The organism is Carnobacterium divergens DSM 20623, assembly GCF_000744255.1.
Taxonomy (GTDB): Bacteria; Bacillota; Bacilli; order Lactobacillales; family Carnobacteriaceae; genus Carnobacterium; species Carnobacterium divergens.
The window spans coordinates 1,475,890-1,493,676 of record NZ_JQLO01000001.1 but is presented as its reverse complement, the minus strand read 5'-3'; the positions used below and the strand labels follow the sequence as shown (position 1 = coordinate 1,493,676).

The 17,787-nt window shown below is 35.9% G+C and carries 14 protein-coding genes; 13 read left to right on the top strand and 1 reads right to left on the bottom strand.

Annotated features, from left to right (window positions below):
• Positions 1-119 precede the first annotated feature (119 nt).
• The 10 genes from BR52_RS07270 (at position 120) to rlmD (ending at position 13,528) form a co-directional block, all read left to right on the top strand.
• Positions 120-1,172, top strand: coding sequence for a YibE/F family protein (locus tag BR52_RS07270; protein WP_115588697.1), 1,053 nt, complete (start codon positions 120-122; stop codon positions 1,170-1,172).
• Positions 1,169-1,927, top strand: coding sequence for a YibE/F family protein (locus BR52_RS07265; protein ID WP_034570881.1), 759 nt, complete (start codon positions 1,169-1,171; stop codon positions 1,925-1,927). The genes BR52_RS07270 and BR52_RS07265 overlap by 4 nt, the downstream gene beginning before the upstream one ends.
• Before the next feature lie 214 nt (positions 1,928-2,141).
• Complete coding sequence (pcrA, locus tag BR52_RS07260; protein WP_034570878.1) at positions 2,142-4,367, top strand: DNA helicase PcrA; 2,226 nt, start codon at positions 2,142-2,144, stop codon at positions 4,365-4,367.
• A 23-nt stretch (positions 4,368-4,390) separates the two neighbouring features.
• Positions 4,391-6,415 carry an NAD-dependent DNA ligase LigA gene (gene ligA, locus BR52_RS07255; protein WP_034570876.1) on the top strand — a complete coding sequence of 675 codons (2,025 nt, stop codon included), beginning with the start codon at positions 4,391-4,393 and terminating at the stop codon, positions 6,413-6,415.
• 4 nt (positions 6,416-6,419) lie between these two features.
• Positions 6,420-7,571 carry a CamS family sex pheromone protein gene (locus tag BR52_RS07250; protein ID WP_034573634.1) on the top strand — a complete coding sequence of 384 codons (1,152 nt, stop codon included), beginning with the start codon at positions 6,420-6,422 and terminating at the stop codon, positions 7,569-7,571.
• A gap of 151 nt (positions 7,572-7,722) precedes the next feature.
• Positions 7,723-8,028 (top strand): Asp-tRNA(Asn)/Glu-tRNA(Gln) amidotransferase subunit GatC, encoded by a 306-nt coding sequence (gatC, locus tag BR52_RS07245; RefSeq protein WP_034570873.1) that lies wholly within the window; start codon positions 7,723-7,725, stop codon positions 8,026-8,028.
• Positions 8,025-9,476 carry an Asp-tRNA(Asn)/Glu-tRNA(Gln) amidotransferase subunit GatA gene (gene gatA / locus BR52_RS07240; protein WP_034570870.1) on the top strand — a complete coding sequence of 484 codons (1,452 nt, stop codon included), beginning with the start codon at positions 8,025-8,027 and terminating at the stop codon, positions 9,474-9,476. Before gatC ends, gatA begins: the two co-directional genes overlap by 4 nt.
• Before the next feature lie 14 nt (positions 9,477-9,490).
• On the top strand, positions 9,491-10,921 hold the full coding sequence (gene gatB, locus BR52_RS07235) for an Asp-tRNA(Asn)/Glu-tRNA(Gln) amidotransferase subunit GatB (RefSeq protein WP_034570867.1): 1,431 nt from the start codon (positions 9,491-9,493) through the stop codon (positions 10,919-10,921).
• 41 nt (positions 10,922-10,962) lie between these two features.
• Entirely contained in the window at positions 10,963-12,006 is a 1,044-nt protein-coding gene (locus BR52_RS07230; RefSeq protein ID WP_034570864.1) for a diacylglycerol kinase, read from the top strand.
• A gap of 145 nt (positions 12,007-12,151) precedes the next feature.
• Positions 12,152-13,528 carry a 23S rRNA (uracil(1939)-C(5))-methyltransferase RlmD gene (gene rlmD / locus BR52_RS07225; RefSeq protein WP_034570862.1) on the top strand — a complete coding sequence of 459 codons (1,377 nt, stop codon included), beginning with the start codon at positions 12,152-12,154 and terminating at the stop codon, positions 13,526-13,528.
• A gap of 47 nt (positions 13,529-13,575) precedes the next feature.
• On the opposite strand, the gene BR52_RS07220 is transcribed toward rlmD, so the two are convergent.
• Positions 13,576-14,337, bottom strand: coding sequence for a response regulator transcription factor (locus BR52_RS07220; RefSeq protein ID WP_034570857.1), 762 nt, complete (start codon positions 14,335-14,337; stop codon positions 13,576-13,578).
• 236 nt (positions 14,338-14,573) lie between these two features.
• On the opposite strand from BR52_RS07220, the gene BR52_RS07215 reads away from it, so the two are divergent.
• From BR52_RS07215 to BR52_RS07205, 3 genes are all read left to right on the top strand, one after another.
• A complete protein-coding gene (locus tag BR52_RS07215) occupies positions 14,574-15,914 on the top strand; it encodes an acetaldehyde dehydrogenase (acetylating) (protein WP_051915658.1) in 1,341 nt (446 codons plus the stop codon).
• Between the two features lie 144 nt (positions 15,915-16,058).
• On the top strand, positions 16,059-16,826 hold the full coding sequence (locus BR52_RS07210; protein WP_034570855.1) for a GH25 family lysozyme: 768 nt from the start codon (positions 16,059-16,061) through the stop codon (positions 16,824-16,826).
• A 27-nt stretch (positions 16,827-16,853) separates the two neighbouring features.
• The gene (locus BR52_RS07205) at positions 16,854-17,693 is read left to right on the top strand and encodes a metallophosphoesterase (protein ID WP_034570853.1); all 840 of its coding nucleotides are present in this window, start codon (positions 16,854-16,856) and stop codon (positions 17,691-17,693) included.
• Positions 17,694-17,787 lie beyond the last annotated feature (94 nt).

Genomic DNA, 17,787 nt, shown 5'->3' with positions numbered 1-17,787 from the left:
TTTTTGTAACCGCAATGCTACTATAGAGATTGTGGTTATTTTGTTTGAATGAGAGAGGCGATTGTTTGAAAAATAATAAAACAATTTTTTTGGTAGGTATTCTTTTTTTGAGTGTCCTTTTGTCGTGGTTTTTTGTAACGCATAATGCGCATTTATATCAACAGACGGTTGTGAAAATAACAAAAAATACCGTTGTAAAGTCAGTTGAGACAACGGATGCAACACATAATAAAGATCTGGTCACAACGCAAGAATTGACAGGGATTGTAAAAAATGGCGCACATCAAGGCGATAAAATTTTATTGAAAAATGAGTATTCTTTATCAGGGGCTCATGATGAAAAATACCGAGTTGGAGATGAACTTTTTGTCTCCATTTCAAAAAAATCAAAAACACCTTTGGAAGGCTCTATTGACGGTGTTAAGCGAGATCAATATTTGTTAATTGTCGGATGGATTTTCCTACTATCTGCTTTATTTGTTGGAAAAAAAAGTGGCGTTTTTTCAATTATTAGTTTGATTCTAAACATTGTGATTTTATCAATTGTACTTGATTATTATATTCGTTCTGAAAATGGCAATTTACTGATTATTTCAATGGGAATGGTTGTACTGTTTACGGTGATTTCACTCTTTTTAGTCAGTGGAAACAACAGGAAAACCTATGCCGCAATTATTTCCACGTTAATTGGAACGTTTATTTCCTTTTTCATTGCTTACGGAGTGATGAACCTACTTGGTGATCGAGGGTTAAGATACGAAGAAATGCAATTTTTAACTCGTGCACCTCGAAAAGTTTTTTTAGCAGGAGTATTGATTGGTTCGTTAGGTGCAGTAATGGATGTAGCTATTATTATGGCATCAACAGTACAGGAGTTGGTTACTAAAAATAAAGAGATTTCTAAAGACGCTCTTGTGAAATCAGGGATGGAGATTGGCAAGGATATTATGGGGGCCATGACAAATGTACTGTTTTTTGCATATATTAGTGGGGCAGTTCCAATGGTCTTACTGTATTTAAAAAATGGTGCCGCAATTGGTTACACACTTTCAATGAATTTATCGTTAGAACTAGCACGAGCTTTAGCAGGAAGTATTGGGATTGTCTTGACGATTCCAATTGGGTTGTACATTTCTATTTACTTCATCCATAAGAAAGGCGGGATCAAATGACTGTACTAGTGGGTCTTGCTATTATTTTATTTGTTTTAATGAGAATAATTGGTGGAGAAAAGGGAACTAAATCTTTTATTGCCTTATTTTTAAATTTTGTCATTGTTTTTATGATGATGTTATTAACGGTCTATGAAAAAGACCCGATATTCTTAACCTTTATTGCCTGTATTTTAGTAAGCTGTGTCAATTTGTTTTACATTAATGAAGTCAATTTAAAGACAAAGACAGCTTTTGTGGCAACTTTAATGACGGTTTTTATTTTATTCATCTTGGTTTACGGGTTAATGGAGTTTGCTAAAATCCAAGGATTTGGTGAAGAAGAAGTAGAAGAACTAAGCACTTTTTCATTCTACATTGGAATTGACTTTATAAAAGTAGGGATTTCAACCATTTTGTTAGGAATGATTGGAGCAGTTACCGATACAGCAATTTCAATTGCTTCTGCAATGAACGAAATCTACTTCCATAATCCATTGTTGACTAAAAAAAATCTTTTTAAATCAGGTATGACGGTTGGAAAAGATATCTTAGGCACCACCACTAACACCTTATTTTTTGCGTTTGTAGGAGGATACCTAGCGCTTATTCTTTGGTTTAAAGATATTTATTATTCTTTTGAAACTATTATTAATTCCAAAGTATTTATGGCGGAAGTTTTATCTGTTCTTTGTATTGGAATTGGTGCTATTTTGATTATTCCAATTACGGCTTGGCTCACATCAATGATTTTGACAAAGGTAGAAAAAACGTAACGGAAGAAAGGACGAGCTGCTAAAAAAGCTTCGTCTTTTTTATTGGATAGTTTGAAAACTCTTATTCTTTTTTTAAAGAAGTTTTCGTGTTTTTTTGCTATAATGGACTAATGTATAAAATGAGCAGATAGTGTCTAGTTTTTGAAAATTCGATCCAATGGATTTAAAACGTCTAACGTTCACGAAATTGCTTGAAATAGGAGGATGTTATTAATTGGTATTAAGAGATGATTTATTAAATGGAATGAATCCACGTCAAAAAGAAGCTGTGATTCACACAGAAGGGCCTCTTTTGATTATGGCTGGTGCTGGTAGTGGGAAAACACGCGTGTTGACACATCGTATCGCGTATTTAATTGAAGAAAAACAAGTAAATCCATGGAATATTTTAGCCATCACATTTACAAATAAAGCTGCTAAAGAAATGAAAGAACGGGTCGCTCGTTTAATGAAAACAGGAGGCAATGATGTTTGGGTTTCTACTTTCCACTCAATGTGTGTCCGCATGCTACGTCGTGACATCGATAAAATCGGTTACAATAAAGCCTTCACTATAAGTGATCCAAGCGAGCAACAAACTTTGATGAAACGTATTTTAAAAGAACGTAATATTGATCCAAAAAAATATGATCCTCGTGCAATTTTAAGTCAAATCAGCAATGCAAAAAATGAGTTGATGACACCCAATGATTACCGTGAAACTGCAAGCAGTCCTTTTGAAAAAATAGTCGCCGATTGCTATGATGATTATCAAAAAGAGCTACGTCGCAATCAAGCAGTAGATTTTGATGATTTAATTATGCTAACAATTCGACTATTCCAAGATAGCCCCGAAACGTTAGATTATTATCAAAATAAATTTCATTACATTCATGTGGATGAGTATCAAGATACCAACCATGCACAATACACACTTGTTAATTTATTAGCGAAACGGTTTAAAAACCTTTGTGTCGTGGGAGATGCCGATCAAAGTATCTATGGCTGGCGTGGTGCAAATATGGAAAATATCTTGAATTTTGAAAAAGATTATGCTGACGCAGAGGTTGTTTTACTAGAGCAAAATTACCGATCAACTAAAATGATTCTTAAAGCGGCTAATGATGTGATTGGCAATAATAGCAATCGTAAAAAGAAAAAATTATGGACAGACAATGATGATGGAGAAAAAATTACCTATTATCGAGGTCAATCCGAACACGATGAATCTCGTTACATTGTGTCAAAAATGCAAGAAGAAATGCGCGAACGTGGTTTAGCATATGGCGATTTTGCCGTGTTGTACCGTACGAATGCACAGTCCCGTGTTATTGAGGAAAACCTGTTGAAATCCAATATTCCCTATAAAATGGTCGGCGGACATAAATTCTATGATCGCAAAGAAATTCGGGATGTTTTAGCTTATCTAAGATTAATTGCAAATCCGGAAGACAATATGAGCTTTGAACGGGTTGTAAATGTTCCAAAACGAGGAATTGGTCCAGGAACCGTTGATAAATTAAGAACAGCTTCAAATCAATATGGTTGGTCAATGCTTGAAACAGCTCTTAATGTGAGCATTACACCAATTGCTGGAAAAGCTGCAGGGGAATTGGAAGCATTTGGTTTTATGATGAAAGACTTAAGACAAATGCAAGAATACCTGCCAGTAACAGAATTAGTTGAAGAAGTTTTAAAACGCAGTGGTTATTTAAAAGCCTTAAAAGCAGAACAAACCTTAGAATCTGAAACTCGAATTGAAAATATTCAAGAATTTCTATCTGTAACGCAGCAATTTGAAAAAGATAGTTCGGAAGACAAAAGTTTATTAACCTTCTTAACGGATCTAGCACTTGTTTCTGATTTAGATAATCTAGAAGAAGAACAAACCAGTGAAGTAACCCTAATGACTCTTCACGCAGCAAAAGGTCTTGAATTTCCCATCGTCTTCTTGATAGGTGTGGAAGAAGGTGTCTTTCCTCTTTCAAGAGCGTTGATGGAGGAGAATGAATTAGAAGAAGAACGTCGTTTAGCCTATGTTGGGATTACTCGTGCGGAACAAAAATTATATATTACAAATGCTTATTCACGGATGTTGTATGGACGCACGCAAGCCAATGCAGCTTCTCGTTTTATCGCTGAAATTAGCGAAGAAGCTTTAGAGTCTGGTAACCAATTTACTGGGAATACACCCTTTAGAAGTAGCGGCAGTCCAGTTAGTCGAATGCAAGCTACCAAAGCCACAAGTAGTATTTACCAATCGCCTGTTTCAAGCAAAACAGAAAGCGGCGCGGAAAAATTAGGTTGGTCTGTTGGCGACAAAGCACTTCATAAAAAATGGGGAACAGGAACAGTTGTTAAAGTCAGCGGTGACGCGAATAATTTAGAATTAGATATTGCTTTTCCTGAACAAGGAATTAAACGTTTATTAGCAGCCTTTGCACCAATCGAAAAAGCTTAAAATTAAGAAAAGAGGGGTCTTAAATGACTGAAAAGTATTCATTTGATCAAGCCAAAGAAGAAGTTTTTCAATTAAGAACTAAATTAGAACAATATAGTTATGAATACTATGTAAAAGATAACCCCTCCATTGAGGATCATGAATACGATAAACTTTATCACCGTTTAGTTGAACTTGAAACGGAATTTCCCGATTTAGTAACTGGAGATTCCCCAACCCAACGAGTGGGTGGCACTGTTTTACCAGGCTTTACAAAAGTAGTTCATGAAATTCCAATGCTAAGTTTAGGCAATGCCTTCAATAAAAACGATTTGCTTGATTTTGATCAACGAATTAAAAAATTGGTTGAAGGAGAGGTTGAATACATTTGCGAGTTAAAGATTGATGGACTGGCAGTGTCGTTGAAATATGAAGAAGGAAAACTAGTTCAAGCAGCTACAAGAGGAGATGGAACAGTTGGCGAAGATATTACGCAGAATATCAGAACGGTGAAATCAGTCCCACTCCGCTTAAAAAAACCTTATTCAATTGAAGTTCGTGGCGAATGCTATATGCCAAAGTCTTCATTTTTAAAATTAAATAAAGAACGAGAAGAAAATGGCGAAGATGTTTTTGCTAATCCAAGAAATGCGGCAGCAGGTAGTTTGCGCCAGTTAGACCCTAAAATAGCGGCTAAGCGTAATCTGAGTACTTTTTTATACACAGTAACTGACTTTGGTGAATTGACAGCGACTAGTCAAGAAGAAGCTTTAAATCAATTAGACGAATTAGGAATCAAAACAAATCATGAACGCAAGTTGTGTCAATCAATAGAAGAAGTGTGTCAGTATGTCGAAGCGTTTCATGAAAAAAGAAGCGAATTACCTTATGAAATTGATGGAATTGTAATCAAAGTCAACCGTTTTTCAACACAAGAAAAACTAGGTTTCACAGTTAAAGCACCCCGCTGGGCTATTGCGTATAAATTTCCAGCAGAAGAAGCTCAGACGATTGTAAGAGAAATTGAATGGACGGTGGGTCGAACAGGAGTTGTAACACCAACAGCTATCATGGACCCCGTTCGTTTAGCTGGTACAACGGTGCAACGAGCAAGCTTACACAATGTAGACTTAATTAAAGAGCGCGACATTCGTTTACTCGACACAGTTGTTATTCATAAAGCAGGAGATATTATTCCAGAAGTAACGAGAGTAGTCCTTGATAAACGTGAAAAGACAAGTGAACCTTACCAAATCCCAACCCATTGTCCCGCTTGTGACAGTGAATTGGTTCACTTAGAAGAAGAAGTCGCACTGCGTTGTATGAACCCAAAATGCCCTGCTCAAATTACGGAAGGCCTGTCTCATTTTGTTTCAAGAAATGCAATGAACATCGATGGTCTAGGCAATAAAGTCATCATTCAAATGTACGAAAAAGACCTTGTACACGATGTAGCAGATTTGTATAAACTCACATTTGAAGAACTGCTTACACTAGATAAAATTAAAGAAAAATCAGCTAATAATCTATTGGCGGCGATCGATAATAGTCGAAGCAATTCAGTTGAGCGCTTATTATTCGGCTTAGGGATTCGACATGTTGGTGCTAAGGCTGCTAAATTGGTAGCAGAAGAGTTCGGCTCAATGACTGGAATCCGTCAAGCAACGAAAGAAGAAATTTTAGCAATCGATGGAATAGGTGACATTATTGCAGAAAGTCTTCAAACTTATTTTTCATTACCTGAAGTAACGGAATTGATAAACGAATTAGCAACTTTGCAAGTGAATTTAGATTACTTAGGAAAGAAAAAAAACGAAGTCGTACAAAGTGATTCAGTATTTAATGGGAAAACGATTGTCTTAACTGGAAAGCTAACGCATTTCACTCGAGAAGAAGCCAAAGTTCGAATTGAAAATCTTGGTGGAAATGTAACGGGAAGCGTATCGAAAAAAACGGATATTGTCGTAGCAGGATCGGATGCGGGTAGTAAACTAGCAAAAGCTGAAAAGTTAGAAATTACGGTTTGGAATGAAGATCAATTACTAGAACAACTGGAAGGAGAGGAATAACTTGATGAAACGAAAATTAATAGTGTTAGCAGCGTCATGTGGATTGCTTTTAACCGCATGTGGTGACGTTACAGGAAACAATCAAACGACAACAACAGATACTTCAACAAGTGAAAAAGCGAAAGCAACTACTAGTCAATTATCTAAGGACTATTATCGAAACGTCATTAATGATGGGCAATACAAAGTGAGTCAATCAAGAGGGGTTAGTTTAAGTTTAAACTCAGGATACAACATCAAGGCATTTGAAACAGGTTTAATGAATCTGTCTCATTCAGAATTCCCAACGGACACTTACTATTTTCAAGAAGGACAGCAACTAGATGCGGAAACAATTTCTAAGTGGATAAAACGTAGCTCAGGCGATAATCCAGAACCTGATTTAACAGTGAGTGATCCTGAAGGATTGAATCCAGTAGATAATGGGGAACTTGAACCAGATAAGCGTGCACCTAAATATTTAAGCCAAATTTTAGAACAAAATTACATGGTAAAAGATGGCGATAATTTTAAATTAGCAGGTATAAGTATTGGCTTAGCATTAAATAGTGTCGATTATTACCAAAAAGTACAATACGGAGCAGAATTTAAAACCGACATCCAACGAGCTAACTTAGAAGCTGAAGGAAAGAAAATGGCAAATGAAATTGTTGCACGTTTGCGTAAAATGGAAGGCTTAGGAAATATTCCAATTACAGTAGGTCTTTTTGAACAAACGCCTAAAGATAGTTTAGCTGGCGGTGTTTTCTTTAGCGAAGGCGTTAGCAAAGATGGCGCTGCAACTGTTGCTAACTGGAAAGACATTAACGAAAAGAAAGTGATATTCCCAAGAACAGATGGCGAAACCAGTAATGAGACAACGAGTTTTGAAAACTTTAAATCTCAAGTTCAAAGCTTCTTCCCAAATTTAAATGGTGTTACCGCAGAAGCGACATACAGTGGAGATCAATTGATTAAAATGAAGGCAACCGTAACGACTCAATTTTACGGTCAGTCTGAAATCATTGCCTTAACACAACACGTGTCAGACAATGCATCAAAATATTTACCGCCGAATATTCCAATTGAAATCTCGATTAATTCAATTGATGGAATGGAAGCCTTCTTAAATCGGGATAGTGGGGAAAAAGAATTTCAATCTCATGTTTTCGATTAATTATCTTAAAAATAGCAGAAGTTGAAGTAAAGTTTCCTACTTTACTTCACTTTTTTTGTAAATAAGATAGTGCCCTTAAGCGGTTTATGATAGAATAGGAACTGAGTTTCCAATTTGGAATAAAGAAAAGAAGAAAGAGGGTTGAATAAAATTGGCAATTACTGAATCAGAAGTAAAACACGTTGCTAAGCTATCGAAGCTAGCATTTAAAGATAGTGAGATTGCTCATTTTACAGAGCAAATGGATCAAATCATTGGAATGGTTGAACAACTTGAAGCCATCGATACAACTGGCGTACCCATCACAACACATGCACTAGAAACAGTAAATGTAATGCGTTCTGACGTTGCAACTGAAGGAACAGATCGTAAAGAGCTCTTTAAAAATGTAAAAACAGAAAAAGATGGACTAATTCAAGTTCCAGCAATTATGGATAACGGGGAGGCTGGAGCATGAGTTTATTAGAGAAAGACTTAACCGAATTACATGACTTATTGATTTCAAAAGAGATTACTGCCGTAGATTTAATGAACGCTACCTTTGACCGTATCGAAGCAACGGAAGATAAAGTAGGCGCTTTTATTACAGTCAGTAAAGAAGAAGCGTTAGCGTTAGCTAAAAAACTAGACGAAAAAGGCATTGACGAATCCAATGTTTTAGCAGCAATGCCAATCGGAATTAAAGATAATATTGTTACAAAAGATATCAAAACAACTGCAGCAAGTAAAATGTTGGAAGATTTTATTCCAATTTATGATGCAACGGTTATGAATAAAGTATATGAATCAGACATGATTCCAGTTGGAAAATTAAACATGGATGAATTTGCAATGGGCGGAAGTACAGAAACGTCTTACTTTAAACAAACCAAAAACCCATGGGATTTAACAAAAGTTCCTGGTGGCTCTTCAGGTGGATCAGCAGCAGCCGTTGCGGCTGGACAAGTTCCAATTTCACTTGGTAGTGATACCGGTGGAAGTATTCGTCAACCAGCAGCCTTTACGGGTATTGTTGGAATGAAACCAACTTATGGTCGTATTTCGCGCTTTGGTTTGATTGCTTTTGCTTCAAGTTTAGATCAAATTGGACCATTTACACGTACAGTAAAAGACAATGCCTACGTGCTAAATGGAATCAGTGGATATGATGCCAACGATTCAATGAGCGCTAAAACAGAAGTACCGGATTTTACAGCTAAATTAAACCAAGACATCAAAGGCATGAAGATTGGTGTTCCAAAAGAATATTTACAAGAAGGTGTAGCTGAGGACGTTAAAAACGCTGTTCTTGAAGCAATTGAAACCTATAAAAAATTAGGTGCAACGGTTGAAGAAGTTAGCTTACCGCATTCAAAATATGGGATTGCCGTGTATTATATCATTGCATCAAGTGAAGCTTCATCAAACTTGCAACGCTTTGACGGCATACGTTACGGTTACCGTTCGCCAGAAGCAAAATCATTAGATGATCTATATGTAATGAGCCGCTCAGAAGGCTTTGGAATGGAAGTAAAACGTCGTATCATGCTTGGAACCTTCTCACTAAGCTCAGGCTATTATGACGCTTATTTCAAAAAAGCAGGCCAAGTTCGTACATTGATCAAACAAGATTTTGAAAAAGTCTTCAATGACTACGATCTAATCTTAGGTCCTACAACGCCGACAACTGCCTTTAATTTAGACGAAAACATGGACGACCCATTAACGATGTATATGAACGATATCTTAACCGTTCCAGTTAACTTAGCCGGTGTACCAGCGATTTCAATTCCTTGTGGTTTTTCAAATGGCTTGCCAATTGGGTTGCAACTGATTGGAAAACATTTTGATGAAGCAACGATTTATCAAGCTGCTTACGCATTTGAACAAGCAACTGAATTTCATAAAGAAAAACCAAACTTGTAGGAGGAGAAAACCAGATGAACTTTGAAACAGTAATCGGACTAGAGGTCCATGTAGAATTAAAAACAGAATCTAAAATGTTTTCGCCATCCCCTGCTCATTTTGGAGCAGAACCAAATACGAATACCAATGTGATTGACTGGGGATACCCAGGCGTATTGCCTGTAGTCAATCAGCAAGCCATCGATTTTGGGATGCAAGCTGCGTTAGCTTTAAACTGTAAAATTGCTAAAGACACAAAATTTGATCGTAAAAACTATTTTTATCCCGATAATCCCAAAGCCTACCAAATTTCTCAATTTGATAAACCCATCGGCTATGATGGCTGGATTGAAATTGAAGTAGACGGCGTTAAAAAGAAAATCAGAATTGAACGTGTTCATTTGGAAGAAGATGCTGGTAAAAACAACCATGGAACAGATGGTTATTCATATGTTGATTTAAACCGTCAAGGAACACCTTTAATCGAGATTGTATCAGAAGCAGACATGCGCTCACCAGAAGAAGCATACGCGTATTTAGAAGCGTTAAAACAAATCGTACAATTTACAGGTGTCAGTGATGTGAAAATGGAAGAAGGCTCAATGCGTTGTGATGCCAATATTTCACTTCGTCCAATTGGCCAAGAACAATTTGGAACAAAAGCAGAACTTAAAAACTTAAACTCATTTAATTTTGTTAAACGTGGCTTAGCTCACGAAGAAATTCGTCAAGCACGTGTGCTCTTATCAGGTGGCATCATCCAACAAGAAACACGCCGCTTTGATGAAACAACAGGCGAAACAATTTTAATGCGTGTTAAAGAAGGTTCAAGTGATTACCGTTATTTCCCAGAACCAGATCTTCCTAATTTCGTCATTGATGACGAGTGGATTGAACGCGTTAAAAATGCCATTCCAGAAATGCCAGCATCTCGTCGCAAACGTTATGTCGAAGAGCTTGGTTTACCTGAATATGACGCTATGGTACTAACGTTAACAAAAGAAATGTCTGATTTCTTTGAAGCAACATTAGCAGAAAATGCAGATGCAAAACAAGCGTCTAACTGGTTGATGGGTGAAGTTTCTGCCTATTTAAACAGCGAAAGACTTGAATTAGCCGATACAAAATTAACACCTTCCAACTTAGCAGGTATGATTACGTTAATCGCTGATGGAACAATTAGTTCTAAAATTGCGAAAAAAGTTTTCCGTGAATTAATCCTAAACGGTGGAGATGCGAAGAAAGTCGTTGAAGCTAAGGGGTTAGTCCAACTATCAGATCCAGCACAACTATTGCCAATGATAAATGAAGTCTTAGATAACAACGCACAATCAATTGAAGATTTCAAAAATGGGAAAGATCGTGCAGTTGGTTTCTTAGTAGGCCAAATCATGAAAGCGACAAAAGGACAAGCGAATCCAGGCGTTGTGAACCAATTGTTAAATCAAGAATTAAGTAAACGATAGAAGTTATATTGGAGAGGAAACTTTCCATGAGGAGGATTTATATGAGAGCAAGAGTCATTTACAATCCAACTTCAGGAAGAGAAGTCTTAAAGAAAAATTTAGTCGACATCTTACAAATTCTTGAAGCTGAGGGTTATGAAACAAGTGCTTATGCCACGACGCCAGAGCCTAATTCTGCCAGAAATGAAGCTGAACGAGCAGCAAAGGATGGCTTTGAATTGATTGTAGCAGCTGGTGGCGATGGAACGATCAATGAAGTGGTTAATGGCATTGCTGGACTTGAAAACCGTCCGAAAATGGCCATTATTCCGGCGGGAACCACAAATGATTACGCACGAGCACTTCATATTCCTAGAAATGATGTAGTTGCAGCTGCTAGAGTTATCACAAAGAAACAAACGGTGAAAATGGACATTGGAAAAGCAAATGACACCTATTTTATCAACATTGCAGGTGGCGGTTACTTAACGGAACTGACCTATGACGTTCCATCCCAATTAAAATCAGTTTTTGGCTATTTAGCTTATTTAGTAAAAGGCGCAGAAATGTTGCCAAGAATCAAACCAATTCCAATGAAAATCGAGTATGATGAAGGGGTTTTTGAAGGAAAGGCCTCCATGTTTCTACTAGGACTAACCAATTCTGTTGGCGGTTTTGAACAAATCGCACCAGATGCCCATTTAGATGATGGTTATTTTTCACTAATTGTTGTAAAAACAGCCAATGTTGTAGAATTGCTACACTTAATCGCGTTAATGCTAAATGGTGGAAAACACATTGACCATCCTAAAGTACTGTACACAAAAACCAAGATGGTTAAAGCCCAACCACTAGATGATTCAAAAATGATGATTAATTTAGATGGAGAATATGGTGGAGATGCCCCAATGACCTTCACTAATTTAATTCAGCATATTGAAATGTTTGGCGATGTGGATGCAATTCCAAATGATGCTGTAACAGCAGAAGATGAGGCTTTTGAAGATGCTGAAGAAGCCTTTATCAAAGAAGTTGAAGGATTGACAGATGAAGATATTAATGGCGATGGCATCATTTCTAAGCCTGAATCTGAAGAAAAAAATTAAAAATCAATAAATGAGCTTTGAGTTTGCTGTCCTTTTGTGAGATACTCTAAAAGGACAGCAAATTTTTATGTTGAGAATTCGAACATGTCACTTAATTCACGAACCAAATTTTACAGATAGATGGTACCAACGAAGGGAGCTTTTTATGAAAGCAAATAAAGAAATACCAGTTAAAAAGAATGAGAAATACACAGTTAAGGTTGAAGATTTAACACACGAAGGAATGGGTGTTGCCAAAATCGAAGGATACCCACTATTTATTGAAAATGCACTTCCAGGAGAAGAAATGGAAGTTAAGATTCATAAAACAGGAAAATCATTTGGTTTTGCAAAAGCAATGAAACGTCTAACTTCAAGTCAAAATCGTGTTGAATTACAAGACGAAAACTACACACGCGTTGGAATTACTCCATTGCAACACATGTCGTACCCAGCACAACTTGACTTTAAACGTCAACAAGTGCGCAATGTGATGCAACGAATTGCTAAATTACCAGAAGTACCTGTTTTTGAAACAATCGGAATGGCTGAACCATGGGGCTACCGCAATAAAGCTCAAATTCCAGTACGTAAAATTGATGACAAATTAACAACAGGTTTCTTCCGTAAAAATAGCCACGACGTTATTCCAATGGAAAACTTTAAAATTCAAGACCCTAAAATTGATAAAGCGATTCTGGTTGTGCGCGATATTATGCGTGAATTTAATGTGAAACCATACAACGAAGGCCCAAATACTGGGAACCTACGTCACATTATCGTCCGTCGTGGTTATTATACCGGTGAAATGATGATTATTTTAGTAACAAGAACACCAAAATTATTCCCAACAAGTAAAATTTTACCTGCTATTACGGAAGCTTTACCAGAAGTAGTCAGTATTGTGCAAAATGTTAATCCAACACGTACAAATACGATTATGGGAGACGAAAATATTGTCTTATGGGGTCGCGATAATTACCGTGATTCATTGTTAGGAAATACTTTTGAAATCTCAGCTCGTTCATTCTATCAAGTGAATCCAACGCAAACAGAAAAACTATACCAAACTGTTTTAGATTATGCAGAACTAACTGGAGAAGAAACCGTTATTGATGCTTATTGTGGAATTGGAACAATTTCTCTTTCATTAGCTAAAGCTGCAAAACAAGTTTACGGAATTGAAATGATTGAAGCAGCTGTTGAAAATGCGAAAAACAATGCTGAAATCAACGAAATCGATAATGTGACGTTTGAAACAGGATTGGCTGAAGAAGTAATGCTTCAATGGAGCGACGAAGATATGAAAGCTGATCTTGTAGTTGTCGATCCACCACGTAAAGGATTAGAACCAAGCTTTATCGAAGCTGTTGTAAAAATGCAACCGACAAAAATGATTTATGTAAGTTGTAACCCAGCAACATTAGCAAGAGATTTAGCGTTGCTAAACGAAGGTGGCTACAGTGTTGAAAAAATTCAACCAGTTGACCTATTCCCTCAAACTCACCATGTTGAGAGCGTAACATTACTTGTCAAAAAATAAACTCGTAAAAAGGTACTCTCCTATTTTTAGGAAAGTACCTTTTTTATTTATATACTTGTTGGAAGACACTCACCCTGCAATTTTTTACGATATTGGTAAGGTGAAAAGCCCGCTTTTTTCTTAAATAATTTACTAAAGTAAGTCGCATCAAGGTATCCTACTGTACCAGCAATTTCAGTGATAGAATCATCTGTTTTCATCAATAGCTGCTTCGCTTTTTCGATTCGATAATTGGTTAAATAATCAATAAAATTCATTCCAACAGCTTCTTTAAAAAAGCGACTAACATAATGCCGGTTTAAATGCATGACATCTGATAACGTCGTTAAATTAATTTCTTCATCAAAATGGTCATGAATATAATCTAACATCATATTGACTTGTTCTTTAGCTAAATTTGAAGGCTTATTATTTAAAATATCCATTAAAGATACTTGATTAAGGGATTTAACTGAACGATCGATTGCAAACTTCAATTCATCCAAATCAATTGGTTTAACTAAATAATCTAAGAAGCCACAACGTAACGCATGATGGACAGTTTCAAAGTCATTTTTTTTTGTAAAAATAATGGTTTTTAAATTTGGTAACTGCTGAGAAAGTTTTCTTTCTAACGAAAATCCATCTAAAAAAATGGTATCCATATCTAATAGCATCATTTCAGGGAGAAAACGGTCTGAAATCTTAAGAGCTTCTTCTTCTGTTGTTGCATCAGGCAGTATTTTAATATTCATAAAGGTTTCTTCAATTAATTTTCGAATAGCCCTTCTTTCAGATAAGTCATCACTAACGATTAATAAACGACACATTTTACCAACTCCTTTAATATAATATTTAGTATGTAGTCACATTTGTGAAATTTCCCTTGTTATTATATGATACCTTTAATTCAATAAGGTTTCAAGTATCTTTCTTTGTGAAAAAATAAATAAGTCGAAAGGTAAATTTTTTCCAAAAACATCTCAAAATATTCCCTAACAAATAGGTTAAAATAAACTAAACTTATGTTGTAAGCGTTTTTAATAAAAGCGAGGGAGCGATTTAAATGACAAACTATCAATCATTCAATGAAGTAGAAGAGTTAGTAGCGAATGCTAAAACAGCACAAGAAAAATTTGCAGATTATACACAGGAACAAGTAGATAAAATTATTGAATCAATTTATCAAAATACATTGAAAAATGCAGAAAAATTAGCGATTTCAGCAAATGAAGAAACAGGATTTGGGAATGTACCTGATAAAATAATAAAAAATACCTTTGCAAGCGAGCAAGTCTATAACAGTATTAAAGATCTTCCCACAGTAGGCATAATCAATCGTCGTGAACAAGATAAAATTATTGAAATTGGCATACCATTAGGAATAGTAGCTGGATTGATCCCATCAACAAATCCAACATCAACGGTTATCTTCAAAGCGATGATTGCATTAAAAACTAGAAATGCTATTATTTTTTCACCCCATCCAAAAGCGTTAAAGTCTATTTTAATGACAGCAGAAATTATTGATAAAGCAGCAATTGAAGCTGGTGCTCCAGCAGGTTTGGTTCAAGTCATTACACAGCCAACACTTATTGCAACAGAAGACTTAATGAAACATAAAAATGTAGCCTTAATTTTAGCAACAGGTGGAAAAGCAATGGTAACAGCAGCCTATAGTTCAGGGACTCCCGCAATCGGTGTAGGACCAGGCAATGTACCAGCATTTATTGAATCTTCAGCAAATATTGAAGAGGCGATTGAGGCGATTGTTAGTAGTAAATCATTTGATAACGGTGTTATCTGCGCATCAGAACAGGCTATTGTTGTTGAAGAATCTATTAAAGCAGAAGTTGTAGCAAAACTAAAAGAAAAACAGGTTTACTTTATGAATTTAGAAGAATCTGAAAAAGTAAGTAAATTTATTTTACGAGAAACAGGCGCTTTAAATCCTGAGATAGCTGGAAAAAGTGCAGAAGCAGTGGCGGATTTAATAGGTATTTCGGTACCTGCTGGAACAAAAGTTTTAATTTCAGAACAAACAGAAATTAGCAAAAATAATCCTTATTCAAGAGAGAAACTGACACCTATTTTAGGACTTTACACAGTCTCTTCATTTGAAACAGGAGTAGCTACTTGTAAAGCATTACTTGAAAATGAGGGAATGGGTCATACAGCTGTAATTCATACAACAAATGAATTGAAAGCTGAACAGTATGGATTAGAAATGCAAGCATCGCGAATATTAGTAAATACACTAGGAGCATTAGGTGCAATAGGCGCAACAACGAACCTAGCACCGTCAATGACTTTAGGATGTGGAGCAATGGGTGGGAGTAGCACCACAGACAATGTCACAGCGCATCACCTATTAAATGTAAAACGTATTGCATATGGGGTAGAATAAGCTAAAATTAAAAAGACTAGAAACTTACTATAGTAAGTTTCTATTTTTTTGTTTTTGAAAAAGAAAAACACCCAAATATTGTAAATTATGATAAACTAGACGAAAAGCAATCTCGTATTTAGTGATAAATAAGACTAGGAGGTTTTGACGATCTATTATCTGCAAAAAGATCCTAAAATAAATAAAATTAAGTTAACGGCAATCATTGGTGTCATTTTGCTAGTTAGTATGGCAATTAGTTTATTTGTCGCTAAAGAATCAAATTGGTCACTTTTCAAAGAAGATACAAAGTCATTTCCGGTCAAAGGCATCCAAGTGTCACAAGAGGATGGCTACTTAGATTGGCAAGGAATTGAAAGCAATCAACTGTCTTTTGCGTATATTAAAGCTACAGAGGGAAGCAATTACACAGATGACCAATTTGCAATTAATTGGGAGAGAATCCAAGGAACGTCACTAAGAAGAGGTGCTAGTCACTATTTTAGTTTTGATAGCCCTGGAGCAACACAAGGTAGTCATTTTAATCAAGTTGTTTCCACTCAAAAAGGCGACTTACCTTCAGTTGTGATGGTTGAATTGTACGATCAATACAAGCAAAATCCACCTGAAAAAGAAAGTGTTGTCAAGGAATTAAAGGCATTTATTCAAGTTGTTATGGATGAAAAAGGACAGAACTTAATTTTATGTGTGGATGCTAATGTCTATCAAAAATTTATAAAAAATGAATTTGTAGAATCTGATATTTGGTTAGTTGATACAAAAAATAAACCAAGTAAAGAAGAGAATATTCCTTGGAAGTTCTGGGAATACACAGAAGAAGGCGATTTATCAAAGGGCAGTATTAAACAAAAAAGCCTAGATTTAGCGGTATTTAATGGTGACAAAGATCAATTTGAAAAATTTGGACAATAGGAAAAGAAAGGGTATGGAGGCTATTTTATGAATTATTTAATTTTAGGTATCGTTATTTTGATAGGAGTGGGACTCTATTTATATAGTCAGAATCATTGGATTAAAATTACACAGTATAATATTGCGATTCCTTACCTAGCAACAAGTCTTAAAAAAACAAAGATTGTTCATTTATCTGATTTACACATTCCAAGACACAATGTTTCTTTGGATAAATTGGTTACAAAAGTAAGGGAAGCCAAACCAGCTTTAATTCTTTTAACGGGTGATTTAGTAGACATCCGAGTAGAAGAGTTTCCAAAATTGGAATTATCTCGAATAGCGAGTGAATTAGTAGCAATCGCACCAACCTATGCCGTCACTGGAAATCATGATGTATCAAGTGGACACTTACAGGAGTGGGAAGATATTCTCAGTTCACAAGGAGTTCGAGTTCTAATTGATGAAGCTGAATGGTTGCAAATTAGCAATGCAGGCCTTGTTATAATGGGGTTATCTGAAAAAGAGAATTTTAAGTTGCAATCAACTCCTATTTTAAGTGGAATTGAATTGAGTGAAGGAATGCTAGAACAACCCAAAATTTTATTAGCGCATCATCCTGAATTTTTTGAAAGCTATCATTTGGATCAAGTTAAATCTCCAGATATTACCTTTAGCGGACATGCACATGGAGGACAAGTAAGAGTACCTTTTATTGGGGGACTATACGCTCCTGGACAAGGAAAATACCCAACTTTTTCAGAAGGCATTCATTATCACTCACAATTAAAAAGTAAACGATTAGTGATTAGTCGAGGTATAGGAAATTCGACGTTTCCATTTAGAATCAATAATCGACCAGAGCTAGTTGTTGTGACACTCAACTGATATGACTAAACTGTAAGGTTGATAGACTAAATTGTAAGTTCATTAAAAGGACTTTTTTCTTTCAAAAAGAGATAATGTAAGAAAGAAAAGAGGG

What these genes read in the sequence shown, in the direction of transcription:
- BR52_RS07250 (WP_034573634.1), top strand. Translation starts at nt 6,420, where the DNA reads ATGAAACGAAAATTAATAGTGTTAGCAGCGTCATGTGGATTGCTTTTA.
- ligA (WP_034570876.1), top strand. Translation starts at nt 4,391, where the DNA reads ATGACTGAAAAGTATTCATTTGATCAAGCCAAAGAAGAAGTTTTTCAA.
- rlmD (WP_034570862.1), top strand. Translation starts at nt 12,152, where the DNA reads ATGAAAGCAAATAAAGAAATACCAGTTAAAAAGAATGAGAAATACACA.
- gatA (WP_034570870.1), top strand. Translation starts at nt 8,025, where the DNA reads ATGAGTTTATTAGAGAAAGACTTAACCGAATTACATGACTTATTGATT.
- BR52_RS07230 (WP_034570864.1), top strand. Translation starts at nt 10,963, where the DNA reads ATGAGAGCAAGAGTCATTTACAATCCAACTTCAGGAAGAGAAGTCTTA.
- BR52_RS07220 (WP_034570857.1), bottom strand. Translation starts at nt 14,337, where the DNA reads ATGTGTCGTTTATTAATCGTTAGTGATGACTTATCTGAAAGAAGGGCT.
- BR52_RS07205 (WP_034570853.1), top strand. Translation starts at nt 16,854, where the DNA reads ATGAATTATTTAATTTTAGGTATCGTTATTTTGATAGGAGTGGGACTC.
- BR52_RS07265 (WP_034570881.1), top strand. Translation starts at nt 1,169, where the DNA reads ATGACTGTACTAGTGGGTCTTGCTATTATTTTATTTGTTTTAATGAGA.
- gatB (WP_034570867.1), top strand. Translation starts at nt 9,491, where the DNA reads ATGAACTTTGAAACAGTAATCGGACTAGAGGTCCATGTAGAATTAAAA.
- BR52_RS07215 (WP_051915658.1), top strand. Translation starts at nt 14,574, where the DNA reads ATGACAAACTATCAATCATTCAATGAAGTAGAAGAGTTAGTAGCGAAT.